Genomic DNA, 24980 nt, shown 5'->3' on the forward strand with positions numbered 1-24980 from the left:
TCGGGCACGGGTGTGCCCACGAAGACAGCCACGCGCCAGGCTGTCGTGGGGGGATTTCCGCGGCCGAGCCTGCCTTTTGCGCAGGAACTCGTCAAGATTTTCTGCAAGAACCGTCATGAGCTTGCACAGCTTGCACAGGGCGGCGTGCACCGGCCTGAAACCTCAACACCTCAGGCGGGCCGCTGGTCCTGGCGTCCCGAGGCCGTCGAGTCGCGCACCACCAGCTCCGGCATGAAGACGAACTCGCTGTGCGGGGCGGGCGTTCCGCCGATCTCCTCCAGGAGCGTGCGGACCGACGCCTGGCCCATTGCCTGGACGGGCTGGCGGATGGTGGTCAGCGGGGGATCGGTGAACGCTATGAGCGGTGAGTCGTCGTAGCCGACCACGGAGATGTCGCGCGGCACCGCCAAGTCCCGTTCCCTGGCGGCCCGGACGGCGCCGAGCGCCATCATGTCGCTGGCGCACACGATCGCCGTACAGCCGCGGCCGATCAAGGTGCCCGCCGCGGCCTGGCCGCCCTCCAGCGTGTAGAGGGAGTGCTCGATCAGCTCCTCCGACTCCGCGGGCGACATCCCGAGGCGCTCGCGCATGCCGATCTGGAAGCCCTCGATCTTGCGCAGTACGGGCACGAAGCGCTTGGGCCCGACGGCGAGCCCGATGCGGGTGTGGCCGAGGGAAGCGAGGTGGGTGACGGCAAGGCGCGCCGCGGCCCGGTCGTCCGTGGAGATGAAGGGGGCCTGCACCTTCGGCGAGAAGCCGTTGACCAGGACGTACGGGACGCCCTTGCCGCGCAGGACTTCGTAACGCTCCATGTCGGCCGTGGTGTCGGCGTGCAGCCCGGAGACGAAGATGATCCCGGAGACGCCGCGGTCCACCAGCATGTCGGTGAGCTCGTCCTCGGTGGAGCCGCCCGGGGTCTGGGTGGCGAGCACGGGCGTGTAGCCCTGGCGGGTCAGGGCCTGGGCGATGACCTGGGCGAGCGCGGGGAAGATGGGGTTGTCGAGCTCGGGCGTGATCAGACCGATCAGTCCTGCGCTGCTGCGGTGGCGCAGCCGCGAGGGGCGCTCGAAGCCGAGCATGTCGAGCGCGGCCAGGACGGATTCACGGGTGGCAGCCGCGACTCCGGGCTTGCCGTTGAGTACCCGGCTCACCGTGGCTTCGCTGACCCCCGCCTGCGCTGCGATGTCGACGAGCCGTGCGGTCATGGACGGGACTGTACCGGGCGGCTGCCGGATTGCCCACAGGCTGCCGAATCTTGCAGAAAGTCCGTCTCTGCAAGGTACTTGCAGGGTTGCGGCGGCGGAACGGTCGAGTCGGGGGCGCCAGAAGTGGCCTGTCAAGCGGCGTGACGGCAACCTTCAGGACACGCGGCGGTAACGATCAACAGCTCTTGCAGAAATTTCCCGCAAGGTCTTTCGGCGGGTTTTCAATCCTGTTACGTTCCGTGGCAACCCGGCGCCGCGTCCAGTGCGGCTCGTAGGAGACACCTCTCGTCGGGGTCCCGTCTCCCCTTGTCTTCGGGTTCAGTTGAAGGAGTTCACATGCGGCGTGGCATAGGAGCCACCGCGCTGGTCGCGGCCCTGACCTTGACAGCGGCAGCGTGCGGTGGCGACGACGGTGACAGTGGCAAGAAGGGTTCGGGCAAGCTGTCCGGCACCGTCACTTTCTGGGACACCTCGAACGACGCGGAGAAGGGGACCTACGAGAAGCTCGCCAAGGGCTTCGAGAAGCTCCACCCCGACGTCAAGGTCAACTATGTGAGCGTCGCGTTCGGCGAGGCCAACGCCAAGTTCAAGAACGCCGCGGGCGGCAACTCCGGAGCCCCGGACGTGATGCGCACCGAGGTCGCCTGGGTCGCGGACTTCGCCAACCTCGGCTACCTCGCCCCGCTGGAGGGCACCCCCGCGCTCGACGACGCGGGCGACTACCTCCCGCAGGCCGCGGCGAGCACCAAGTTCAAGGGCAAGACGTACGCGGCCCCGCAGACCATCGACACCCTGGCGCTCTTCTACAACAAGAAGATGCTCAAGGACGCCGGTGTCGAGGCGCCCAAGACCTTCGACGAGGTGAAGAGCGCCGCGAAGAAGATCAAGTCGAAGTCCGGCAAGACCGGCCTCTACCTGCGCGGCGACGACCCGTACTACTACCTCCCGTACCTCTACGGAGAGGGCGGCGATCTCCTCGACACCAAGAACAAGAAGATCACCGTCGACGACCCCCAGGGCGCGGCCGCGTTCAAGGTCATGAAGGACCTGGTCGACTCCAAGGCGGCGACCACCGACGCCAGCGACGGCTACAACAACCAGCTGAACGCCTTCAAGGACGGCGACGTCGCGATGGCGCTCGACGGCCCCTGGTCCATCGAGGGCGCCCTGCAGGGCAAGGAGTTCAAGGGCGACAAGGACAACCTCGGTGTCGCCCCGGTCCCCGGCGGCAGCGACCGGCAGGCGGCCCCGCAGGGCGGCTGGAACCTCGCGGCCTACGCGGGCTCCAAGAACCTCGACGCGAGCTACGAGTTCATCAAGTACATGAGCTCCGCCAAGGTGCAGCAGCAGACCACCGAGAAGCTGAGCCTGCTGCCGACCCGCACCTCCGTCTACGACGTGAAGTCCGTCAAGGACAACCAGATGGTGCAGTTCTTCAAGCCGGCCGTGGACAAGTCCGTGGAGCGGCCGTGGATCCCCGAGGCGAACGCCCTCTTCGAGCCGATCCGGCTCCAGATGGAGAAGGTGCTCAGCGGCAAGACCTCGCCCGAGGGCGGGGCGAAGGGTGTCGGCGACGCCTACCGCAAGCTTCTGAAGGACTACAAGTAAATGGCTGTTGACAGCAGCCAGTCACTGGCCAAGGCCGCGGACGCCCAGGGCGTCCGCGGCCGCGGCCCGCGGACCGGCAAGACCCCCGGACCTCTGCGCAGGGCGCTGTCCACCCACTGGTACGCGTGGGCCATGGTCGCCCCCGTGGTGGCCGTGATCGGCGTGATCGTCGGCTATCCGCTGGTGCGCGGCCTCTATCTGTCGACGACCGACGCCAACGAGGCGAACGTCGAGCGCACCATCGGTGTCAACCACATCCCGGCGACGTACAAGTCGGTCAGCCTGGACAACTACACCGCGGTCCTCCAGGACGGCGTCTTCTGGGACCGCCTGACCTGGACCGTCATCTGGACGGTCTCCTGTGTCGCGCTGTCCTTCGGGATCGGCCTCATCCTGGCGAACATGCTCAACCGCAAGCTCGCGGGGCGCTCCTTCTACCGGATGGCGCTGATCCTGCCGTGGGCCGTGCCCGCCTTCGTCTCCGTCTTCACCTGGCGACTGATCTTCAATGAGAAGAACGGCATCCTCAACAAGATCCTCGCCGGCGGCGGCATCGACGCGATCCCGTGGCTCAACGACCCCACCTGGGCCAAGCTCTCGGTGATCACCGTCAACGTCTGGCTCGGCGTCCCGTTCATGCTGGTCGCCATGCTCGGCGGGCTGCAGTCCATACCCGGCGAGCTGTACGAGGCCGCGGAGATGGACGGCGCGAACGCCTGGCAGCGTTTCCGCAACATCACCCTGCCGGGCCTGCGGTCCGTGAGCAGCACGGTCATCCTGATCAGCGGCATCTGGACCTTCAACATGTTCCCGGTGATCTTCCTGCTCACCCGGGGCGGTCCGGGAGACGCCACGGAGATCCTGGTGACGTACGCCTATCGGCTCTCGTTCGTCGTGAGCCCGCGCGACTTCGCCGGATCCGCCGCCTGGGGCGTGATCATCCTGCTGCTCCTTTCACTCTTCGCGGTGGTCTACCGCCGTGCGCTCCGCAAGCAGGGAGAGGTGTGGTGACCTCCATGACCACCAAGAGCACGACTTCGACCACGACTACGAGTGCGACCACGCCTACGAAAAAGAAGGTCAGGCCGCGCGGCGAGCGCGGGCCGCTGGCCTCCGTCGGCCTGCACCTGACCCTGCTGATCGCCTCCGCCGTCGCGATCCTGCCGCCGCTGTGGCTGCTGATCACCTCGTTCAAGCCGAAGAGCGAGGCCTTCTCCACCGACGTCGTGAAGGACTTCACGCTCGGCAACTACAGCCACGTCATCAACGACACCGAGTTCCTGAGCTGGGTGGCCAACTCGCTGCTCGTCGTCGGACTGACCACGGTGATCGGCGTCTTCATCTCCGCGACCACCGGATACGCGGTCAGCCGCTTCAAGTTCCCCGGCATGCGCCCGCTGATGTGGATGCTCCTGATCACCCAGATGTTCCCCGTCGCGGTGCTCATCGTGCCGCTCTACAACCTCCTGGCCAACCTCGGCCTGCTCAACCAGCCCATCGGCCTGGTCGTCACGTATCTGACGATCGCCGTGCCGTTCTGCGCCTGGATGATGAAGGGGTACTTCGACACCATCCCGGTGGAGATCGACGAGGCGGGGCGGGTGGACGGGCTCAACCCGTTCGGCACCTTCTGGCGGCTCATCGTCCCGCTGGCCAAGCCCGGTCTGGCCGTCACCGGCTTCTACAGCTTCATCACCGGCTGGGCCGAGGTCGCGTATGCCTCCGCCTTCATGACCGGCGAGGAGAACCTCACGCTCGCGGGCGGCCTGCAGACCTTCGTGAACCAATACACCAGCGACTGGGGCTCGTTGACGGCATCGGCCGTCATCGTCGCGCTGCCCGCCGCGGTGATCTTCGGCTTCGTCCAGCGCCACCTGGTCTCCGGCCTCACGGCCGGCGCGACGAAGTCCTGACCCCGGCGCCGCACAGCCCGCGCACGCACGCCCTCGCACCCCCTCGGTCTCTCGAACTCTCGATCTCAGGGAAGACATGACCCAGCATCTCGCTGCCCCTGCAGCCCCCGCCTCCGGCACGCACACGGACTGGTGGCGCGGCGCGGTGATCTACCAGGTCTATCCGCGCAGCTTCGCCGACGGCAACGGTGACGGAATGGGTGACCTGGAAGGCATCCGCACCCGCCTTCCGCACCTCAGGGACCTCGGCGTCGACGCCGTCTGGCTCAGCCCCTTCTACTCCTCGCCGCAGGCCGACGCCGGTTACGACGTCGCCGACTACCGTGCGATCGACCCGATGTTCGGCAGTCTCCTCGACGCGGACGCCCTGGTGCGCGACGCCCACGACCTGGGTCTGCGCATCATCGTCGACCTGGTGCCCAACCACTCGTCCGACCAGCACGACTGGTTCCAGCGCGCACTGCGCGAGGGCCCCGGATCGCCCCTGCGCGAGCGCTACCACTTCCGTCCGGGCAAGGGCGCGGACGGTGAACTCCCGCCCAACGACTGGGAGTCCATCTTCGGCGGCCCCGCCTGGACCCGCACCCCGGACGGGGAGTGGTACCTCCACCTCTTCGCCCCCGAGCAGCCCGACTTCAACTGGGAACACCCGGCGGTCCACGACGAGTTCCGCTCGATCCTGCGCTTCTGGCTCGACATGGGCGTCGACGGCTTCCGCGTGGACGTCGCCCACGGCCTGGTCAAGGCCGATGGCCTGCCCGACATCGGCACGCGCGACCAGCTGAAGCTGCTCGGCAACGACGCCATGCCGTTCTTCGACCAGGACGGCGTCCACGCGATCTACCGCAGCTGGCGCAAGGTCCTGTCCGAGTACGCGGGCGAACGCATCCTCGTCGCCGAGGCGTGGACCCCGACAGTCGAGCGCGCCGCGGCGTACGTGCGCCCGGACGAGATGCACCAGGCCTTCAACTTCCAGTACCTGGGCACCCATTGGGACGCCGCGGAGCTGCGCGAGGTCATCGACGTCTCGCTGGCCGCCATGCGGCCCGTCGGCGCCCCGGCCACCTGGGTGCTCTCCAACCACGACGTCACACGCCACGCCACACGGTTCGCCAACCCGCCGGGGCTCGGCACCCAGTTGCGCGAGCCCGGCGACCGCGAGCGCGGCCTGCGGCGGGCCCGCGCGGCGACGCTCCTGATGCTCGCGCTGCCAGGTTCGGCGTACGTCTATCAGGGCGAGGAGCTGGGTCTTCCGGACGTCACCGACCTGCCGGACGAGGTGCGCCAGGACCCGTCGTTCGTGCGGGCGAGCGGCCAGGACGGGTTCCGTGACGGGTGCCGGGTGCCCATCCCGTGGACCGTCGACGGCTCCAGTTACGGCTTCGGCGCGGGCGGCAGTTGGCTGCCGCAGCCCGAGGGGTGGGGCGAGCTGAGCGTCGAGGCGCAGACCGGTGACCCGGCATCGACGCTTGAGCTGTACCGCCGCGCGCTCGCCGTGCGTCGTACGGAGCCGGGGCTCGGCGCGGGCGACTCGCTGGAGTGGCTCGACGCGCCCGACGGCGTGCTCGCCTTCCGCCGCGAGGGCTTCGTGTGCACCGCGAACACCACCGGCGCGGCGGTGCGGATCCCGGCTCCCGGCCGGATCCTGCTCGCGAACGCCGAGGTGGAGCCCGCAGAGACCGCAGCCGGCAAGGTGCAGCTGCCCGCCGACACCACCGTCTGGTGGGCGGTGTGACGTTCTCCCCGCCGTGGGGCGCCGTGCGCGCCGCCCCACGGCTCGCGGACATCGCGGCCCAGGCCGGGGTCAGCGAGGCCACCGCGAGCCGGGTGCTCAACGGCAAGCCGGGCGTGGCGACCGGCACCCGGCGCCGGGTCCTCGCGGCCCTCGACGTTTTGGGCTACGAGCGTCCGGTGCGGCTGAAGCGGCACAGCGCGGGCCTGGTCGGGCTTGTCGTGCCCGAGCTGAGCAACCCGATCTTCCCCGCCTTCGCCCAGGTCATCGAGCAGGTTCTGTCCGGGCACGGCTACACCCCGATGCTGTGCACCCAGATGCCGGACGGCGCAACCGAGGACGAACTGGTCGAGCAGTTGGAGGAGCGCCGGGTCAGTGGCATCGTCTTCCTCTCCGGACTGCACGCGGACACCACGGCCGACCCCGCCAGGTACCTCGAACTGGCAGGCCGTGGCGTGCCGTTCGTCCTCATCAACGGCTTCAACGAACACATCCCGGTGTCCTTCGTCTCGCCGGACGACCGGGCGGCCGCGCGGATGGCCGTGCGCCACCTCGTCGATCTGGGGCACGAGAGGATCGGCCTGGCGATCGGCCCGACCCGGTACGTCCCCTCGCTGCGGAAGACCGAGGGGTTCACTGCGGCGCTGCACGACCTTCTCGGCCTGGCAGAGGGGGAGGCCGAGCAGCTCGTGCAGCGCACGCTGTTCACGGTCGAGGGCGGGCACGCCGCGGCCAGCGCACTGCTCGACCAGGGCTGTACGGCGATGGTCTGCGGCAGCGACATGATGGCGCTCGGCGCCGTCCGCGCGGCGCGCCAGCGGGGCCTCTCGGTGCCCGGTGACATCTCCGTGGTCGGCTTCGACGACTCGCCGCTGATCGCGTTCACCGACCCGCCGCTCACCACGGTGCGCCAGCCCGTGCAGGCGATGGCGACCGCCGCGGTGGGCGCGCTGCTCGAGGAGATCCAGGGAAACCCGGTGCAGCACACGGAGTTCGTCTTCCAGCCCGAGCTTGTGGTGCGCGGCTCCACGGCGCAGCCACGCCGCTGAGCGGAACGGCGAAACAGAGCCCCGGTCCGAACAGCCGGGCGCGTGGGGCCCGTTGTCCGGGTCCCCCGACTGCTCGGACCGGGATGTGGTTGAACGTAACACCGTCGCAATCACTTGCGTAAGGTTTTGCGGCGCATGAAAACCCATGGAACCCCAGAGACGCCGGGCCCTGAGGCCAGAGTGTGTCCAGAGGGTTGACCGGGGTCCATGGGAGTCGTACGGTCTCGACCGAAAACGGCGTTGAAATATTTCTGCAACATCCTTCAACGGCCTTACGGGCACGGCGCGTTGCCGGACAAGGTCATCCCTCACTGCTGCAGGAGGCCCTTCATGGCTGTCCGGAAGACCAGATCCCGCAGACCGATGGCAGGCGTGCTCGCCCTGATGGCGGGGGCCGCCTTCGGTATCGTCTGCGGGGCATCGTCGGCACAGGCCGCCCCGCCCGGCGGCAAGGACGTCACCGCGGTCCTCTTCGAGTGGAAGTTCGCCTCGGTGGCCAAGGAGTGCACGGATCGCCTGGGCCCCGACGGCTACGGCTATGTGCAGGTCTCGCCGCCCCAGGAGCGCATCCAGGGCGACGCCTGGTGGGCCGCGTACCAGCCCGTCAGCTACCGGATCGGTACCCGGCTCGGCGACCGGGCCGCGTTCAAGAACATGGTCGACACCTGCCACTCCGCCGGGGTCAAGGTCGTCGCAGACGCGGTGATCAACCACATGACGAACGCCTCCGGCACCGGCTCGGCGGGTTCCGCCTTCACCAAGTACGACTACCCGGGCACGTACTCGGTCTTCGACATGGACAACTGCCAGGCGGACATCAGCAATTACCAGGACCGCTGGAACGTCCAGAACTGCGAACTGGGCGGGCTCGCCGACCTCGACACCGGCGAGGAGTACGTCCGGGGAAGGATCGCGGCCTACCTCAACGACCTGCTGTCCCTGGGTGTCGACGGCTTCCGGATCGACGCGGCCAAGCACATCCCCGTAGACGACCTGAAGAACATCAAGTCCCGGCTGAGCAACCCCGGCGTCTACTGGAAGCAGGAGACGATCCACGGTGCGGGCGAGGCGGTCTCCCCGAGCGAGTACACCGCCACCGGCGACGCCCAGGAGTTCCGCTACGGCTGGGACCTCAAGCGCGTCTTCAACAACGAGAAGCTCGCCTACCTGAAGAACTTCGGCGAGGGCTGGGGCTATATGCCCAGCGGCTCCTCCGCGGTCTTCGTCGCCAACCACGACACCGAGCGCCACGGCCAGACCCTCAGCTACAAGGACGGCGCGAACTACACCCTCGCCCATGTCTTCATGCTGGCTCTGCCCTACGGCAGCCCGGACGTGCACTCCGGCTACGAGTTCACCAGCAACGACGCGGGATCACCCAACGGCGGTCAGGTCAACGCCTGTTACAGCGACGGCTGGAAGTGCCAGCACGCCTGGCCCGAGATCAGAAGCATGGTCGGGTTCCGCAACACCGCGAGCGGCACGGGCGTGACGAACTGGTGGGACAACGGCAACAACGCCATCGCGTTCGGCCGCGGTGACAAGGCGTACGTGGTCATCAACCACGAGGGTTCATCGGTCAGCCAGACCTTCCAGACGTCCCTCGCCGCGGGCAGCTACTGCGACGTCCAGAGCGGCAAGAGCGTCACCGTGAATGCCTCCGGCCGGTTCACGGCAACCGTGCCGGCGAACACCGCCCTCGCCCTGCACGCCGGGGCCAAGAGCTGCTGAGTGCCGTCCCACGGCACTCGCGCTCCCCGAATCGGGCCGCCCGGCTCCTCCCCGCCGCCGGGCGGCCGCACCTTCCGCACTAAGGAGAAGCACCCTTGACCGGCTCCCCGCGCCGCACCGTCGTCACCACGGCTCTCGCCCTGCTCGCCGTGGTCGCGCCCCTCACATCCTCGGTGGCCGCAGTTCCCACGGCGTCGGTCGCCGCCGCCGACGCGGCCGCCGAGCTCGACCCGGCCAAGTCCAAGGCCCAGTGGATCGACCGGAACACCCTCGCCTGGGACGTCCAAGGCGACGCCGCCACACAGGAGTTGGTGTACTCGCGCGACGGACGGCTCACCGTGCGGGACGGCAAGCTTTCCGGCGGGGGGCAGCGCATACGCCTGACCCCGGCCGAAGGCGGCCTCACCGACGCCCAGAAGAAGAAGTACCCGCACCTGAAGAGCTACGCGGCGTTCGCCGTCGACCCGCGCGACCGCGACCGTGTACGCCGCGCGCTCACCGGCCAGCTCGTCGCCACCCGCAGCGCCGCCGACGGCAAGCTCGTTGCTGCCACCGGCGTACAGACGCAGGGCGTCCTCGACGACCTCTACAGCGCGGCCGCGACCAAGGCGACCCTGGGCCCGCAGTTCCGCCACGGCCGCACGACGCTCGCCGTGTGGGCGCCCACCGCCCAGTCCGTGGTCCTCGAACTCGACGGCAAGAGCGTGCCGATGCGGCGCGACGACGCGAGCGGGGTGTGGACCGCCACCGGCGCCGAGAGCTGGTCGGGCAAGTCGTACCGGTACGTGGTGAAGGTGTGGGCGCCCAGCGTTCAGAAGGTCGTCACGAACAAGGTGACCGATCCCTACTCCACCGCGCTCACCGCCGACTCGGAGCGCAGCATCGCCGTCGACCTCGACGACCCGAAGCTCGCCCCCGCCGGGTGGGACCGGCTGAAGAAGCCGAAGACGACGCCGCTGCGGGACGCGCAGATCCAGGAGTTGCACATCCGCGACTTCTCCGTGGAGGACCGCACGGCCAAGCACCCGGGCAAGTACCTGGCGTTCACGGACACCGCGTCCGACGGCATGAAGCACCTGCGGAAGCTGGCGGGCGCGGGCACGTCGTACGTGCACCTCCTGCCCGCGTTCGACATCGGTACCATCCCGGAGCGCGCCTCCGAACAAGCCACCCCCGACTGTGACTTGACGGCACCGGCCCCGTACTCCGACGAGCAGCAGGCCTGCGTCACCGAGACCGCGGCCAAGGACGCCTACAACTGGGGCTACGACCCGCTGCACTACACCGTGCCGGAGGGCAGTTACGCCAGCGACCCGGAAGGCACCCGGCGCACGGTCGAGTTCCGGCGGATGGTCCAGGGCCTGAACGGCTCCGGCCTGCGCACCGTGATGGACGTCGTCTACAACCACACCGTCGCGAGCGGCCAGGCCGACAAGTCCGTACTCGACAAGATCGTGCCCGGCTACTACCAGCGGTTGCTCGCCGACGGGACCGTCGCGACCTCCACCTGCTGCGCCAACACCGCGCCCGAGAACGCCATGATGGGCAAGCTCGTCGTCGACTCGATGGTCACCTGGGCCAAGGAGTACAAGGTCGACGGCTTCCGCTTCGACCTGATGGGGCACCACCCCAAGGCCAACATCCTCGCCGTCCGCAAGGCCCTCGACGCGCTGACCTCGGAGAAGGACGGCGTCGACGGCAAGAAGATCGTCCTCTACGGGGAGGGCTGGAACTTCGGCGAGATCGCCGACGACGCCCGCTTCGTGCAGGCCACCCAGAAGAACATGGCGGGCACCGGCATCGCCACCTTCTCCGACCGTGGCCGCGACGCGGTGCGCGGCGGCGGACCCTTCGACGAGGACCCGGGCGTCCAGGGCTTCGCCAGCGGCCTGTACACCGACCCCAACTCCTCGAAGGCCAACGGAACTCCGGCCGAACAGAAGGCCCGACTCCTGCACTACCAGGACCTCCTCAAGGTGGCCCTCACCGGCAACCTCGCCGGGTACACCTTCACGGACTCCACCGGCCGCCGCGTGAAGGGCTCGGAGGTCGACTACAACGGCGCCCCGGCCGGATACGCTGCCGCCCCCGGCGACGCCCTCTCCTACGCCGACGCCCACGACAACGAATCGCTGTACGACGCGCTCGCCTTCAAGCTCCCGGCGGACACGACTCCGGCCGAGCGCTCCCGTATGCAGGTGCTCGCGATGGCCACCGCGACCCTCGCCCAAGGCCCTTCCCTCTCCCAGGCCGGAAGCGACCTGCTGCGCTCCAAGTCCCTCGACCGGAACTCCTACGACAGCGGGGACTGGTTCAACGCCATCCACTGGAACTGCCAGGACGGCAACGGCTTCGGGCGCGGCCTTCCCCCGGCCGCCGACAACAAGGACAAGTGGCCTTACGGAAAGCCTCTGTTGACGTCCAGCGCCCTGACCCCGGGATGCGCGGAGATCGACGGAGCGTCGGCCGCGTACCAGGACCTGGTGAAGCTGCGCGCGACCGAGCCCGCGTTCTCCCTGGCGACCGCCGACCAGGTTCAGTCCCGGCTCTCCTTCCCGCTCTCCGGGACCTCCGCCGAGACACCCGGCGTCATCACCATGGAGCTCGGCGACCTGGTGATCGTCTTCAACGCCACGCCGGATGCGCAGACCCAGCGCGTCGCGGCGCACGCGGACACCGCCTACGCCCTGCACCCGGTCCAGGCGAAGGGCGCCGACCCGGTGGTCAAGTCATCGTCGTACGAGCGGAGTTCAGGAACCTTCAACGTCCCCGCACGGACGGTCGCCGTCTTCGAGCGGGGCTGAACGAAGGGCCACAGTCTCTGGCCGAGGCCTCTAGCCGATCGTCAGATCGACCCGTACCGGCTCGGTGACGGCGCCCCCGGTGGTCGCGCCGACCCGGACGGTGGCATCGGCGGTGCCGGACGGGCCCATGAGAGGGTCCGCCCGGCAGGTGAGCGTGTACGCGCCCGCGGTGGGCGCGGTGAGGAAGAAGCGTCCCTCGGTGTCCGACACGGCGGCGATGTCCGGCAGCGGCCGGGGCCCGTCCGTGAACAGGACGTGAGCACCCGCCACCGGCGCGCCCGAAGCGTCGCGGACGACGCCGGTGATCTGTACTGCCGAACCGCTGCCGTTCATAGGCCTTCGCTCATGCCTTCCATGCCACGTAGTTGTTGAAGACGGGGGTGGTGAACCGGGTGCCCGAGTTCACGCGGGAGCCGCCGTAGGCGTGTATCGCGAAGCCGTAGCGGCCGTTGCTGTCGATGCGGTAGACGGAGCTGCCGCTCTGGCCGCCCGCGGTGTCGATGTCGTAGTACACCTTGCGCGGTGCGACCGAGTCGATCCCGCGTGCCGCGTACCACATGGTCCCGGACGGCTTGTCGCCCGGATAGCCTGCGATGTTGCCGGTGGTCTTGAGCAGATCCGAGTCCGACCATACGCCGAAGCCGAACCAGCCGGTGGTGGAGCCGATGTTGGAGGGCGTGATGATGGCGCCGTAGTCGAAGTTCTCGTCGCCGTTCTGCGTCCAGCCAAGCACCGACCGGAAGCTCGTGCAGGTGATGCTGCCGTACGGCAGTGAGGCGCCGTTGCGGCCCGGCATGACCTGGATGCTCTTCACCCAGCCGTCGCGGCCCGCCACGCCGCTGCCCTTGATGTAGACCACGTGCCCGGCCGTGGCCAGGGTGTGCGGTCCGAGCAGCCAGCCGGTGCCCTGGTAGAGCGCGTTGTCACGGGCGGTGATCAGCAGGTAGCAGTGGACGCGCCACGGGTAGACGCTGGTGTTGTTGATCTGTACGCGGTCATCGGGGCCGTGCACCGTCTCCGGGGCCAGCGGCGGTGGGCCGAACGACGCCTCCCCAATGTCGGGCAGCGTGGCGGTCGGGGCCGTCCAGGCCTCCGGCGCGAAGTGTTCCGGCCTGCGGTAGCCCTCGATGTGCTCGAGCCCCTCACCCGTCGGGTGTTGCGTCTCGCCCTGCGTCCCCTCGGACGGCGGCTGCAGGACCGCTTCCTGCTCAGCGGCCAGCGTTACCGCACTGTCTTCCGGCTCGTTCGTCACTGCGGTGTGTGGATCTTGCGCCATTCTGGATCACCCGGCTTCTCTCAGAGCTGCGATGTTCGGGCTGCGCTGTTCGAGCTGCGCTGTGATGCCTTTCAGGACGCCGCGGCCGCAACGTTTTGGGTCAATGCCCCTTCTACTGCTGCCTGACAAGTGCCGCAATGAGCCTTTTGCGCCGACCGGGCGTTGAGGCCGCCGGACCGGTGAACGGCGGGCCGAGACCGCCGTCTGACGGCCTCTCACATCTCGTACGGCACACAGGACATCGGCTCGCTCCCGCACCCCACCGCGAGCGGGCGGGGCCGCGCCCCCGGGGCCACCGCACCCACAGCAGCCCGGCCGGGTCCTGAGAACAACTGGCGCCTGCCCGGCCTCCGCCGCCCCCTCGCCCCTCACCCCGGCACTCACGCCCCGCGCGCTGCGGGACAGAATCGGGCGCGATGCCCGAATCACGCCGACCTTGCTACGTTGACGCGCATGTACGCGACGCGGATCTCCCGGCATGTGAACGCATCCCGCCCGGCCGTCTACCGGGCGCTCGTCGACGCGGACGCCATCGCCCGATGGCGGGTGCCGACCGGCATGACCGGCCACGTGCACGCGTTCGACGCCCGCGAAGGAGGCGAGTTCCGCGTGTCGCTGACCTACGACGCGCCGGACGGCGCCGGGAAGTCGGCCCCGCAGACCGAGCACACCGACACGTACCACGGCCACTTCGCCGAACTCGTCCCGGACGAGCGGGTGGTCGAGGTCCTCGCGTTCGAGGCCGAGGATCCCGCGCTGCGCGGCACCATGACGATGACGACGACACTCACCGACGGCGCGGACGGCGGCACCGATGTGCTGATCGAGCACGAGGGGATCCCCGACGTGATCCCGGCGGCCGACAACGAGACGGGCACCCGCATGGCCCTCGCCAACCTCGCCCGGCTCGTCGAGGAGAATTCCTAGCCCGCACCGCTCACGACGGCACCTTCCTGGTACGCCGGGAGAGCGCCGCCGCCAGTGCGACGACGGCGAGCAGGGCGAGGGCGGGCGCGAGCGCCGCCGGTGTGCCGTGGTCGAGTTGCAGCAGACCGCCTGTCAGGGCGCCGGTGAACATCGCGGCGACGGAGAGGGATCTGCGCAGGGTCGCCGGGCCGGGCCGGTCGGAGGCGAGGCCGGTCAGGGTGCGGGTGAGGACCGTGGTGGTCAGGTCGGGCACGGCGATGCGGTGGACGACCGCGTTCTGCAGCCCCATCCCGAGGGCCAGGAGCGCGATCAGTACGTGATCGACATCGACGGCGAGGCCGACCACGAGGGCCGCGGCCACCAGCACGGCGTGCGCCGCGACGAGCACCGCGAACAACCGCCCCCGGTCCGCGACTCGCGGCGCGAGCCGTCCTCCCGCCCACGCGCCCGCCATGAACGCGCCACCAGCGAGGAGCGACGCGCCGGCGGACAACTGGGCGTAGCCCGCCAGCGCGAACCCCAGGAAGACCACGTTCCCCGTCATGTTGGCGACGAAGACATGGTCGAGACCCAGATAACTGACGGCGTCCACCAGACCGGTGACGAAGGTCAGCACGACGAGCAGCGGGGGCAGCACCCCGTGATGCTCGCTGTCCTCGGGGAAGAGCCGGGCGGCGGCGCGATCGAGCAACGAGGTCATGCGTCGACGGACACGGTGTACGTCGCGTTCAGGGTGTCGCTGTCGGCTGTTCCCTTGACGAGGCAGCCGCTCGACTCGGCGGTGTAGCTCGTGTCGTCCGGGGCACCGTGAGGTCGCACTGCGGTTCTCCTGTCGAAGTGATCGGGGCCAGGCCACCGTTACCCGAAACGCCGGACGGCGGTGGCGTCCGCGCGCCTGGTCACGCCGAGAACGACCCGAATGGGCCGGTCCCAAGGGCGGTGCAAGACCTGTCACTTGGGCGTTCGCCCCTCCAGCGCCGTCTGCCATGCCGGTGCCGCGGACTCGGGCGCCGACGCCGCGCGGCGGCCGCCCCGGGCGAAGAAATCGGCGAGCGGGAGCGTCGCCGCCCCGATGGTCACCGCGTCGGGGCCGAGGCGGCCGAGGCCGATGGTGACCCGGTCCGCGGGGTAGGCGAGGGCGTAGGTGGGGATGTGGCGCTCGACCGCCGTGAGGAAGCGCTGGCCGAGCTGGAGTCCGGCCCAGCCGCCGACCAGGATGCGCTCGGGCTGGAAGAGGTTGATGAGGTCGGAGAGACCCGCTCCCAAGTACTCGGCGGTTTCCTCCAGGACCGCCAGGGCCGTCGGGTCGGCCGCGCGGTCGCCGTCCGGGTAGGCGGCGCCGAGCATGGCGGTGAGCGCGCCCTCCTCGTCGGAGCCCCGGGGCAGCCGTCCGCCCGCCTCCTGCCACCGTTCGAGCAGCGCCTCCGCCCCCGCGTACGCCTCGAGGCAGCCCAGCGCCCCGCACCGGCACCGTCTGCCGCGGACGCGCACCGTGAGGTGTCCCCACTCGACGGCGCGGCCCTGCTTCGCGTCCTCGGTCACCACGCATGCGCCCACACCGGAGCCGAAGAGGACCACCACCGCGTTGCGGGTGCCGCGCCCGGCGCCGAACCACATCTCCGCCTGGCCGAGCGTCTTGGCGCCTTTGTCGATGAAATACGGGACGGAGTCGGGGAGTTGGCCCGTCTCGCGGAGCAGCGACTCCAGCGGCACCGCGTCCCAGCCGATGGTCTGGCCGTGCACCACCGCGCCGAGTTCGGGGTCGCGGGCGACGATTCCCGGTACGCCGATCCCGACGCCGATGAGGGCGTCGTGCGCGCCGCCCGCCGCGCCGAGGACCTCGGTGATCCCGTCCCTGATGTGTCCCGCGATGCCTTCCACGTCGTGGCCCTTGAGGGTCAACGGGCGCTCGGCGCAGGCGAGTTCGGACAGTGACAGGTCGAAGAGCTCGACGCGGACCCGGGTCTCGCCGACGTCCACGCCGATCAGTCGGCCGCGGTCCGGTGCCACGCGCAGCAGGGTGCGGGGCCGGCCGCCGTCGGACTCCACGCTGCCCGCCCCCTCCACGAGGCCCTCCGCCACCAGCTCGGCCACCACATTGCTGATGGAACCTGAACTTAGCCCGGTGGCGGGCCCGAGCGTGAAGCGGCTCATCGGCCCGTCGAAGTACAGCCGCCGCAGCACGGCGGCGCGGTTCTCCCGCCGCAGGTCGTGCACGGTACGCCCGTTGTGCTGCCCTGCCATGTGGTTCCTTCCGGCCTGCTCCGCCTCGCACTTGGTCCTGCGCGACACCTTGGCCAAGAGCACCGCGCCGCTGCCCCAGGTGGCCGACGAGTCACAGTTCGAGACCGCCGTCGGCACGGCCTCGGCTTTCCCGCCGACATGCGCGAGGTGTACGGGGTCGAACTCCCGGAGAAGGCAGGGGACTTGGCGACCATGGCGGGGCCGCTCGACTGGCTGGGCCTGAACTACTACTTCCCGGCCGCCGTGGTCGACGATCCCACCGGACCCGCGCCCCACGCGTACGGGGCGCGCAAGCTGTACGTCACCGAGAACGGCTCGGCGTACCCCGACGTCGTACGGCCCGACGGCACGGTCGACGACCCGGAGCGCGCCGACTATCCGGTCCGGCACCTCGCCGCGTGCGCGAGTGCTGCCCGCAAGGGCGGCGGCCACCGCTACGCGGCCATCGTCCGCGACCATCAGGGGCGCGCGCACCGCGCGGCCTGAGACGGCGAGCGGCGGCTCCCGGCCGTGATCGACCGGGAGCCACCGCCTTCGTTCAGTCCTCGACCTCCGTCAAGGTGTGCTTGGCTGCCGGCCCTCCTTCGCCGCCGCGCCGGTGCAGGCGAGGCCAAGGACGAAGGTGAGACCGCCGATGATGACGTTGGTGAGGATGACGCCCGTGTCAGGGCTGTCGCCCACCACCCACGGAGAGACGATCATCCATACGCCCATGGCGCACATGGCCCAGCTCAGGCTGTACATCCTGGCCGGGGTGACGGTGAACCCGACCGCCAGCACGGCTATCGCGATGCCCATGATCAGGTTGTGCGTCGCGAGTGTGGGCTGGTTGGCGGCGAAGTGGATCGTCCACGGGGATATGGCACAGAAGAGGCCCGTGAGGAACACAGGCCCGTCCACGAGTGCCACATCGTGACCGCCGAGCACGCGGGCGTACCGATCCCGCATCTCGGATACATCGGGGTGATGGGTGATGTCGCCCCTGTGTGAGACGTCGGCCATGAGACTCGTCTCCTCTGATGATTCGAGCAGGCCTGAACAGCTATCGCGGCATAGTCGTCGCGCATATCCATTCTGCGCTTATTTTTTCTTTATGTGTAGTGCTGGCCCTCAGCGGTCCTTCGAAAGGGCGAGCAGCTCCGCGAAGAGGCCCCCTCCGTGGGCCAGGTCGTCGTAGTGGCCCTGCTCCGTGATCCGGCCGTGCCGCATCACCACGATCCGGTCCGCCACCCTGGTGTTCTCCAGCTGGTGGGTGACGACGATGGTGATCTGGTCCGGGGCGGTCGCCCTGAGCGCGTCGAGCACGGCCCGCTCGCCGCGGACGTCCATCTGGGACGTCGGCTCGTCCAGGATCAGCACGGGCGGCCGCCGGTAGAGGGCGCGTGAGCAGGCAAGCCGCTGCCACTGTCCCCCGGAGAGCTCGCAGCCGCCCCAGAGCTCACGGGCCAGCAGGGTGTCGAGGCCGTGCGGCAGTTGCTCGATCGCGGCGCGCATGCCGACGGTGTCGACGGCGTCCCAGACAGGACCGTCGTCGAGGGTGCGGGGCTGGCCGAGCGTCACGTTCTCCCGGGCGCGCAGCGGCCATTGGGCAAAGTTCTGCGCGACCAGACCGGTGCGGGACCACACGGTGTCCGGGTCCGCCGTCGCGAGATCGACTCCGTCCCAGGTCACCCGGCCCTTGTCGGCGAGGAAGATGCCGGTGATCAGGCGCGTGAGGGTGGATTTGCCCGAGCCGTTCTCCCCGACGACGGCCACGATCTCGCCACGGCGCAGGGTGAGCGAGACATGGTCGACGGCCGGGTTCTCCTTGCCGGGGTAGTGGTAGACCGCCTCGTCGACACGGATCTCCACCACCTGCTCCGGAGCCGTCGACCGGCCGCGCTCGGGGGCGAGTTGATGGGCGAAGCCGAGGAACGAGCGCATGTCGGCGAGGTACAGACCGGTGTGGAACATCGCCGCGCCGTGGATCACCAGCTCGGAGAGCGCGGAGAGGGACGTCTGGACGGCGACGACCGCCGTCGCCGCGACGGCGAGGTCCACACGTCCCGTGACGGTGAGCCAGGCCAGCGTCGCCCAGGTGCCGACGAGGAAGATCCCGCCCAGGGCGGAACTGGCGAGCACGATGCGCAGCATCCGGGGCGCGGCCGCCAGGGTGCGCCGGTCGATCCGGGCGGACAGGGCGCGGTACCAGTGGATCAGGAACCCGGTCATGCCGTTGGCGCGCACCTCGTCGCTGAACTTCGGGGTGGTCGACCACCACCGCATCATCTGGCGTACGTTGCGGTCGCCGACGTTGGCGTAGTGCGTCTCGTAGGTGACGCGCGCCGAGAGGACGGCCCCGGCCCCGGCGGGCACGACGGCGAGGACGAGCAGCGGGAACATCAGCGGATGCAGCACGGAGAGCACGCCGCTCGCGGTGACCATGCGGACCAGGGCGGCCGTGAAGCGCGTCGCGTCCCGCACCATCATCTGGCTGCGGGTCACGCCCATCTCGGCAGCCTCCTGCCGGTCGGCGAACCCCGGTTCCGCGTACGCGGCGGCCTCGGCGCGGCACACCGCCTCGACGAGGGCGCTGTCGGCGCCGGTGGTAAGCCGCGGGGTGATCCGGCCGTCCGCGTACGAGGAGAGCGCGGTGGCGACGCGCGTGACGGCGGCCGCGAGGGCGATGACGAGCAGGGCGGGCAGCGCCGAGCGCAGCCGGTCGGCGGCGGGGCCACCGCCCAGGAGGGGCTGCATGGCCGTGGCGGTGAAGGCCAGTTGCACGGCCGCGCCGGCGCCGATGAGCAGCTGGCAGACGAGGAGCAGCAGCACGGCACGGCGGTCGGCATCCCACGCCATGCGGGTCGTGTGCGCGAGGACGGATGGCAGGCGCGAGCACATGTCCCGGAAGGAGGCCTCGCCGAGGGGGTTCTTGCCGGGGTTTCCCTCGAACCTGATCTCCGCGGGTGGGGGAGGGGGCAGCGGGGACGTGGTGGCAGCGGGGCCGGTGTTCTGGCTTGTCATGCGGCCGCCCACCCCATCTCCGTGTACGTACGGCCCGCGGCGATGCCCGTCAGCGCGACGGCGGTGTAGTCGACGAGCGGGGAGGGGAGGGCCGCGTAGGGCCACCACTCCAGGGCGGTGCAGCGATCGGGTTCGCGGATGGCCGGGGTGCCGGAGTAGTCGAGGACGTGGAAGAGGAGCTGCATCCGGGCCCTGCCGTCGCCGCCGTCCCGGTGGTGGACGATGTGGACGAGCCGGAGGTCCTGCTCGTGGATGGCGACGCCGAGCTCCTCGCCCGCCTCACGCACGGCACACGCCGTGGCCGATTCCCGTTCGAGATGACCGGCCGGAAGGTGCCAGGTGGCGGGGGCGTAGGCGGATTCGGGGGAGCGCAGCCCGAGCAAGACCCTGCCCGCCCGCTCGAACACAAGGTGAACACCGACGATGTTGGCATGCAGTTCCAATGGGGCTCCCTGGCGGCATCGGTACGGACAGACGCTCGGGAAACGGGGTCGAGCGGTGGTGCGTAACGGTGACGTGGGAGCGATGTCTCGGGCTGAAGTTCGAAGCCGGGCGCAGAGGGCCGGGATGCCGGGCCATCGGGCCGTGATCTTGCGTTCGATTCACTCTGGCGGATCGAACCACTCGATCCGGGGATTGCCGATGCCGGGTGCCGGTAGAGGTGTCGCCAGGGGGGTGCGCAGATTATTGGTGCAGACCTCTTGCCGCTTGGTCTAGGCCAATGCCACCCTCCTCTCACACGCCCCTCGGCCCCCGGCGCACCCCGCAGCAGAATGGAGTCCCACCATGTCCGCTCGACGCAAGGCCGCCTCCTTGGGCGCGCTCGGCGCGGCGTCCGCGCTGCTCGTCTCGGTCACGCCGGGCCAGGCCAGTGCGCACGGCGCGGTGTTCAACCCGGTCAGCCGTGTCGCGGCCTGCTACGCCGAAGGCCCCGAGACCCCCAAGTCCCAGGTGTGCAAGGACCTCATCGCGGCGAGCGGCACCCAGCCGCTCTACGACTGGAACGAGGTGAACATCGCCAACGCCAACGGCCAGCACCAGCAGCTCATCCCGGACGGCAAGCTGTGCTCGGCGAACCGCGAGAAGTACAAGGCGCTCGACTGGCCCCGCACCGACTGGCCCGCCACGCAGGTGTCCGCAGGCGCCTTCGACTTCAAGTTCCGTGTCACCGCCGCCCATCCCGGCACCATGACCGTGTACATCACCAAAGACAGCTATGACCCGACGAAACCGCTGAAGTGGTCCGACCTGGAAGCCGCCCCGGTGGCGACGACCGCCACGGCCAGGACGTCGACGACCGGCTACTACGAGTTCTCCGGCACCCTGCCGAACAAGTCGGGCCGTCACCTGCTCTACAAGGTCTGGCAGCGCAACGACAGCCCCGAGGCGTTCTACAGCTGCTCCGACGTGGTCTTCGGCCAGGGCGCGCAGACCGCGGGGACCCCGAAGTCGCCCACCGAGAAGCAGCTCGACGCGGGGGCGTCCCAGTCCACGGTGAGCCACCACGGCCACGGCGGCGACACCCCGGGCGAGCAGAACCCCGCCAAGGACGACGCCGTCGCGCTGAACGCCGAGAACACCGCCGCCGCAACGGACGGCGACAGCGGCATCGCGCCGACCCTCGCGGGCCTGACCGCGGTGGGCATCACCGCCGCCTGCTTCGTCTTCTTCCGTCGCCGCAGGATCTGACGGCCACTGGGGTCCGGGGCGCCGCCTCCCGATCGCACCGGACCCCAGGATTTCCCTCGTGCGGGAACCGCCCCGCCGCCCGTACGGGTGACCAGAACGCGCCGTCCCCCGTCGCCGCCCGCTGAAATGGACAGGTGACCGCGCCCCCGGACGACTGCCTCGCGCGCAACGAGTGGATCTGCGGTGAGTATCTGAGCACCCGCCGCCAGATCATCCTCGACGCGGTCGTCCAGCATCTGGAGCTGACGGCACTCTCCGTCCTCATCGCGCTCGTCGTGGCCGTGCCGCTCGCCGTCATCGCCCGCCGCTGGGCGCTCGTGGCGGGCCCGGTGCTCGCGCTCACCACGATCCTCTACACGATCCCCTCGCTCGCGATGTTCTCGCTGCTGCTCCCCATGTACGGCCTGTCCGCTTCCCTGGTCGTCGCCGGGCTCGTCCTGTACTCACTGACGCTGCTCGTCCGCAACATCCTCGCCGGTCTTCGCGGCGTCCCCGAGGACACCCGCCAGGCCGCCCGCGGCATGGGCTACGGGCCGATCCGGCTGCTGCTCACCGTCGAACTGCCGCTCGCGCTGCCCGCCGCGATGGCGGGCCTGCGGATCGCCACCGTCTCCGCCGTCTCCCTCGTCACGGTCGGCGCGATCGTCGGCTTCGGGGGGCTCGGCAACCTCATCTACGCCGGCATGAACACGTACTTCAAGGCGCAGGTGCTCACCGCATCCGTGCTGTGCGTCGTCATCGCCGTCGCCGCCGATCTGCTGCTGCTCGGCGTGCAACGGATCCTCACCCCCTGGACGAGGGCGTCGAGGGCGGCCCGCTCATGAACACCATCGGCGAGGCCTGGCAGTGGCTCACCGACGCGGCGCACTGGTCGGGCGACGACGGCATCTGGCACCGCCTCACCCAGCACCTCGTCCTCACCGTGGTGTGCCTGCTGATCAGCTGTCTGATCGCGCTGCCCGTCGCGCTCGTCCTCGGCCACCTCGGCAAGGGCGGGGCGCTCGCCGTGAACATCTCCAACGTAGGCCGAGCGGTGCCTACCTTCGCGGTCCTCGTCCTCCTGCTCCTGACTCCCATCGGACGCTGGGGCGAAGGCCCCACCGTCGTCGCACTCGTACTGTTCGCCGTGCCGCCGCTGCTCACCAACGCGTACGTGGGCATGCGCGGTGTCGACCGCAGCATCGTGCAGGCCGCGCGCGGCATGGGGATGACGGGGCGGCAGATGCTGTGGCGCGTCGAACTGCCGCTCGCGATGCCGCTGGTGCTCAGCGGGGTGCGGATCGCCGCCGTACAGCTCGTCGCCACCGCGACCATCGCGGCGCTCGCCGGCGGCGGGGGACTCGGCCGCATCATCACGGCGGGCTTCAACCTCGCGAGCACTCCCCAGGTCGTCGCGGGTGCCGTCCTGGTCGCCGCGTTCGCTCTGCTCGTCGAGGCACTCTTCGAGGCCGGTGAGCGTCTTGCACCGGCGCGGGCGCGGGCGCGGGGGAAGGGGCGCGCCGGATGAGGCGGCGCACCGGACCGACCTTGCCGGCCGCCGTCGCGCTCGTTATCCTGACCGGCTGCGCGTCCGGGCCGTCCCTGGAGACCCAGGGCGAGGTCACCGCGCCGCCCGGCGACAGCCGCCACCTGGTCGTCGGCTCCGCGGGATTCACGGAGAGCGATCTGCTGGCCCAGATGTACTCGCTGCTCCTGAACAAGGCCGGATACGGTGCGGAGATCCTCTCCGTGGCCAACCGCGAACTCTATGAACCGGCCCTGGAATCGGGGCAGATCGATGTCGTCCCCGAGTACGCGGCGACGTTCGCGGACTGGCTGAACGCCAAGAAGAACGGCGCCGACGCGAAGCCCGTCGGCTCGCCCGACCTCGACACCACCATGCGGGCCCTGCGCGACCTCGCCACACCGCGCGGCCTCACCGTTCTCGCCCCGGGCAAGGCGGTCGACCAGAACGCCTTCGCGGTCACCGCGTCCTACGCCCGGCAGCACCGGCTCAAGACACTCAGCGACCTCGGCGGCTCCGGCCTGCCGGTACGCCTCGCCGCGGGCGACGAATGCGTGCAACGCCCGTACTGCGAACCGGGATTGAAGAAGGTCTACGGCATCGACATCACCGCCGTCGACCCCAAAGGAGTGGGCACGACGCAGGCCAAGAAGGCCGTGCAGAGCGGCCAGGACCAGATGGTCCTGACGACATCGACGGACGCCACCCTCGACGACTTCGGCCTGGTCCTGCTGAAGGACGACAAGAAACTCCAGAACGCCGACTACATCGTCCCGGTCGTCAACCGCTCCCGCGCGGGCAGCGAGGGCGTCGCCAACGCACTCGGCCACCTGAACGCCGCCCTGACGACGGCGGACCTGGCATCCCTGAACGAACAGGTCGACAGCTGGCGCAGACTGCCGCAGGACGTGGCACGGGCCTATTTGGAGGGGAAGGGCTTGCTGTGACGCCGCCGGGGCGGGCACCCCCTCTCCGTCGCAACGGCGATCAAGCCGGACGGCGGAATTCGGCGGTGCCGAACTGCCTTTGCCCGAGCGGGGTTGTGCGCTGACAGGCCCCGGCTCGCCGCAGGCGCGTAGGCCTCGGGCCCGCCACGACACCGCTACCCTGGCCGGGAGGCCTACGCGTCGGCTACGGAGTCGAAGTCCACCTGATCCCGCGGCACGCCCTGCGCATCCGCGTCCACCGAGCGGCGCAGCGCCTCGTGCAGCTTTGCCGGGGTCAGTACGCCGAGGAAACGGGCCCCGTCGAGGACCGCCACCCAGCCCGCGTCGTGCTGCAGCATCACGCCGAAGGCCTGCTTCAGCGGCGCGCCGACGGGGACCCACGCCTTCATCCGGTGGGCCAGATCGCCGACCTTGCCGCCCTCCCCGGCCAGGGCCACCTCGTCGACGCCGACCCAGCCGTGCAGATCGCCGTCCGCGTCGAGGACGACGGCCCAGCGCTCGTCCTGCTCGCGGAGCCGGGCCGCGGCCTGCTCGGCGGGCTCGTCGAGGCGGGTCACCGACGGTTGCTCCAGGTCGTCGGCCTGGATCTCGGTGACCGACAGCCGCTTCAGGCCCCGGTCGGCGCCCACGAACTCGGCGACGTACGGCGTGGCGGGAGTGCCGAGCACCGCTCCCGGCGTATCGAACTGCTCGATGCGTCCCTGGCCGTAGACGGCGATCCGGTCCCCGAGCCTGACCGCTTCCTCGATGTCGTGCGTGACCAGCAGAACCGTCTTGCGGACGGCCTCCTGCATCCGCAGGAACTCGTCCTGCAGCTGCTCCCGCACCACCGGGTCGACCGCCCCGAACGGCTCGTCCATCAGGAGGACCGGCGGATCGGCCGCCAGCGCCCGTGCCACCCCCACCCGCTGACGCTGACCGCCCGACAACTGCTCGGGATAGCGGGAGCCGTACGTCTTCGGGTCGAGCCCCACCAGGTCGAGCAGCTCCGCCGCACGCGCCCGGGCCTTCCCCTTCTTCCAGCCGACCAGCGCGGGCACGGTCGCCGTGTTGTCGAGGACGGTCCGGTGCGGGAAGAGCCCCACCTGCTGGATGACATATCCGATGCGGCGGCGAAGCCGGACCGGGTCGACATCGGCGATGTTCTCGTCGTTGACGAAGATGCGGCCCGCTGTCGGCTCGATGAGCCGGTTCACCATCATCATCGTGGTCGTCTTGCCGCACCCGGACGGGCCGACGAGCGTGACCAGTTCACCCTGGGCGACCTCGAAGGAGAGGTCGTCCACGGCCGTCGTGCCGTCCGGGTAGCGCTTGGTCACCTGCTCGAACCGGATCATGCACTCACGCT

The 24980-nt window shown here is 69.9% G+C and carries 21 protein-coding genes and 2 pseudogenes; 13 read left to right on the plus strand and 10 right to left on the minus strand.

All coding sequences use genetic code 11. The features are described from left to right. Positions 1–170: 170 nt before the first annotated feature. On the minus strand, positions 171–1205 hold the full coding sequence (locus tag AB0O76_RS37520; protein WP_365501077.1) for a LacI family DNA-binding transcriptional regulator: 1035 nt from the start codon (positions 1203–1205) through the stop codon (positions 171–173). Between the two features lie 336 nt (positions 1206–1541). Between AB0O76_RS37520 and AB0O76_RS37525 the strand changes: the two genes are divergently transcribed. From AB0O76_RS37525 to pulA, 7 genes and pseudogenes are all read left to right on the plus strand, one after another. Beyond that, complete coding sequence (locus AB0O76_RS37525; RefSeq protein ID WP_365501079.1) at positions 1542–2813, plus strand: extracellular solute-binding protein; 1272 nt, start codon at positions 1542–1544, stop codon at positions 2811–2813. Next, on the plus strand, positions 2814–3824 hold the full coding sequence (locus tag AB0O76_RS37530) for a sugar ABC transporter permease (protein ID WP_365501081.1): 1011 nt from the start codon (positions 2814–2816) through the stop codon (positions 3822–3824). It abuts the gene before it with no gap. A gap of 5 nt (positions 3825–3829) precedes the next feature. After that, a complete protein-coding gene (locus AB0O76_RS37535) occupies positions 3830–4726 on the plus strand; it encodes a carbohydrate ABC transporter permease (RefSeq protein ID WP_365501083.1) in 897 nt (298 codons plus the stop codon). A gap of 76 nt (positions 4727–4802) precedes the next feature. Next, positions 4803–6461 carry a glycoside hydrolase family 13 protein gene (locus AB0O76_RS37540; protein WP_365501085.1) on the plus strand — a complete coding sequence of 553 codons (1659 nt, stop codon included), beginning with the start codon at positions 4803–4805 and terminating at the stop codon, positions 6459–6461. Further along, a complete protein-coding gene (locus AB0O76_RS37545; protein ID WP_365501157.1) occupies positions 6446–7507 on the plus strand; it encodes a LacI family DNA-binding transcriptional regulator in 1062 nt (353 codons plus the stop codon). The genes AB0O76_RS37540 and AB0O76_RS37545 overlap by 16 nt, the downstream gene beginning before the upstream one ends. Before the next feature lie 330 nt (positions 7508–7837). Next, positions 7838–9235, plus strand: a pseudogene (locus AB0O76_RS37550) (alpha-amylase family protein); the annotation flags it as partial. Positions 9236–9333: 98 nt separating this feature from the next. Further along, on the plus strand, positions 9334–12042 hold the full coding sequence (gene pulA / locus AB0O76_RS37555) for a pullulanase-type alpha-1,6-glucosidase (RefSeq protein WP_365501088.1): 2709 nt from the start codon (positions 9334–9336) through the stop codon (positions 12040–12042). A 30-nt stretch (positions 12043–12072) separates the two neighbouring features. Here pulA and AB0O76_RS37560 read toward each other — a convergent pair whose 3' ends face one another. Further along, the gene (locus tag AB0O76_RS37560) at positions 12073–12375 is read right to left on the minus strand and encodes a carboxypeptidase-like regulatory domain-containing protein (protein ID WP_365501090.1); all 303 of its coding nucleotides are present in this window, start codon (positions 12373–12375) and stop codon (positions 12073–12075) included. Positions 12376–12385: 10 nt separating this feature from the next. Continuing rightward, complete coding sequence (locus tag AB0O76_RS37565; RefSeq protein ID WP_365501092.1) at positions 12386–13318, minus strand: endopeptidase; 933 nt, start codon at positions 13316–13318, stop codon at positions 12386–12388. 453 nt (positions 13319–13771) lie between these two features. Here AB0O76_RS37565 and AB0O76_RS37570 point away from each other — a divergent pair, with 453 nt between their 5' ends. After that, a complete protein-coding gene (locus AB0O76_RS37570; RefSeq protein WP_365501094.1) occupies positions 13772–14245 on the plus strand; it encodes an SRPBCC domain-containing protein in 474 nt (157 codons plus the stop codon). Between the two features lie 10 nt (positions 14246–14255). Here the strand turns inward: AB0O76_RS37570 and AB0O76_RS37575 are convergent, their stop codons facing one another. The 3 genes from AB0O76_RS37575 to AB0O76_RS37585 form a co-directional block, all read right to left on the minus strand. Continuing rightward, positions 14256–14945: a YoaK family protein gene (locus AB0O76_RS37575; RefSeq protein ID WP_365501096.1), complete on the minus strand. Its 690-nt coding sequence runs from the start codon at positions 14943–14945 to the stop codon at positions 14256–14258. Then, positions 14942–15064, minus strand: a complete 123-nt coding sequence (locus tag AB0O76_RS37580; RefSeq protein WP_365501098.1) for a hypothetical protein — start codon at positions 15062–15064, stop codon at positions 14942–14944. The genes AB0O76_RS37575 and AB0O76_RS37580 overlap by 4 nt, the downstream gene beginning before the upstream one ends. 132 nt (positions 15065–15196) lie before the next feature. Beyond that, positions 15197–16489, minus strand: coding sequence for an ROK family transcriptional regulator (locus AB0O76_RS37585; RefSeq protein ID WP_365501100.1), 1293 nt, complete (start codon positions 16487–16489; stop codon positions 15197–15199). Positions 16490–16603: 114 nt separating this feature from the next. Here AB0O76_RS37585 and AB0O76_RS37590 point away from each other — a divergent pair. Next, a pseudogene (locus AB0O76_RS37590) lies at positions 16604–16975 on the plus strand (family 1 glycosylhydrolase); the annotation flags it as partial. A gap of 69 nt (positions 16976–17044) precedes the next feature. On the opposite strand, the gene AB0O76_RS37595 reads toward AB0O76_RS37590, so the two are convergent. From AB0O76_RS37595 to AB0O76_RS37605, 3 genes are all read right to left on the minus strand, one after another. After that, on the minus strand, positions 17045–17491 hold the full coding sequence (locus tag AB0O76_RS37595) for an SPW repeat protein (RefSeq protein WP_266872860.1): 447 nt from the start codon (positions 17489–17491) through the stop codon (positions 17045–17047). 108 nt (positions 17492–17599) lie between these two features. After that, complete coding sequence (locus AB0O76_RS37600) at positions 17600–19492, minus strand: ABC transporter ATP-binding protein (RefSeq protein ID WP_365501103.1); 1893 nt, start codon at positions 19490–19492, stop codon at positions 17600–17602. Next, positions 19489–19935, minus strand: a complete 447-nt coding sequence (locus AB0O76_RS37605) for an NUDIX domain-containing protein (protein ID WP_365501105.1) — start codon at positions 19933–19935, stop codon at positions 19489–19491. Before AB0O76_RS37605 ends, AB0O76_RS37600 begins: the two co-directional genes overlap by 4 nt. Positions 19936–20278: 343 nt before the next feature. Here AB0O76_RS37605 and AB0O76_RS37610 point away from each other — a divergent pair, with 343 nt between their 5' ends. The 4 genes from AB0O76_RS37610 to AB0O76_RS37625 all read left to right on the plus strand — a co-directional run bounded on the left by AB0O76_RS37610 (position 20279) and on the right by AB0O76_RS37625 (position 23632). Further along, positions 20279–21181: a lytic polysaccharide monooxygenase gene (locus tag AB0O76_RS37610; protein ID WP_365501107.1), complete on the plus strand. Its 903-nt coding sequence runs from the start codon at positions 20279–20281 to the stop codon at positions 21179–21181. Between the two features lie 134 nt (positions 21182–21315). Further along, on the plus strand, positions 21316–22005 hold the full coding sequence (locus tag AB0O76_RS37615; protein ID WP_365501109.1) for an ABC transporter permease: 690 nt from the start codon (positions 21316–21318) through the stop codon (positions 22003–22005). Next, on the plus strand, positions 22002–22688 hold the full coding sequence (locus AB0O76_RS37620) for an ABC transporter permease (RefSeq protein ID WP_365501111.1): 687 nt from the start codon (positions 22002–22004) through the stop codon (positions 22686–22688). Before AB0O76_RS37615 ends, AB0O76_RS37620 begins: the two co-directional genes overlap by 4 nt. Then, positions 22685–23632, plus strand: coding sequence for an ABC transporter substrate-binding protein (locus AB0O76_RS37625; protein ID WP_365501113.1), 948 nt, complete (start codon positions 22685–22687; stop codon positions 23630–23632). Before AB0O76_RS37620 ends, AB0O76_RS37625 begins: the two co-directional genes overlap by 4 nt. Positions 23633–23805: 173 nt before the next feature. Here the strand turns inward: AB0O76_RS37625 and AB0O76_RS37630 are convergent, their stop codons facing one another. Continuing rightward, entirely contained in the window at positions 23806–24969 is a 1164-nt protein-coding gene (locus AB0O76_RS37630; RefSeq protein WP_365501115.1) for a betaine/proline/choline family ABC transporter ATP-binding protein, read from the minus strand. Between the last annotated feature and the right edge of the window lie 11 nt (positions 24970–24980).

The sequence above is a fragment of the Streptomyces sp. NPDC086554 genome, from assembly GCF_040686095.1.
Classification (GTDB): Bacteria; Actinomycetota; Actinomycetes; order Streptomycetales; family Streptomycetaceae; genus Streptomyces.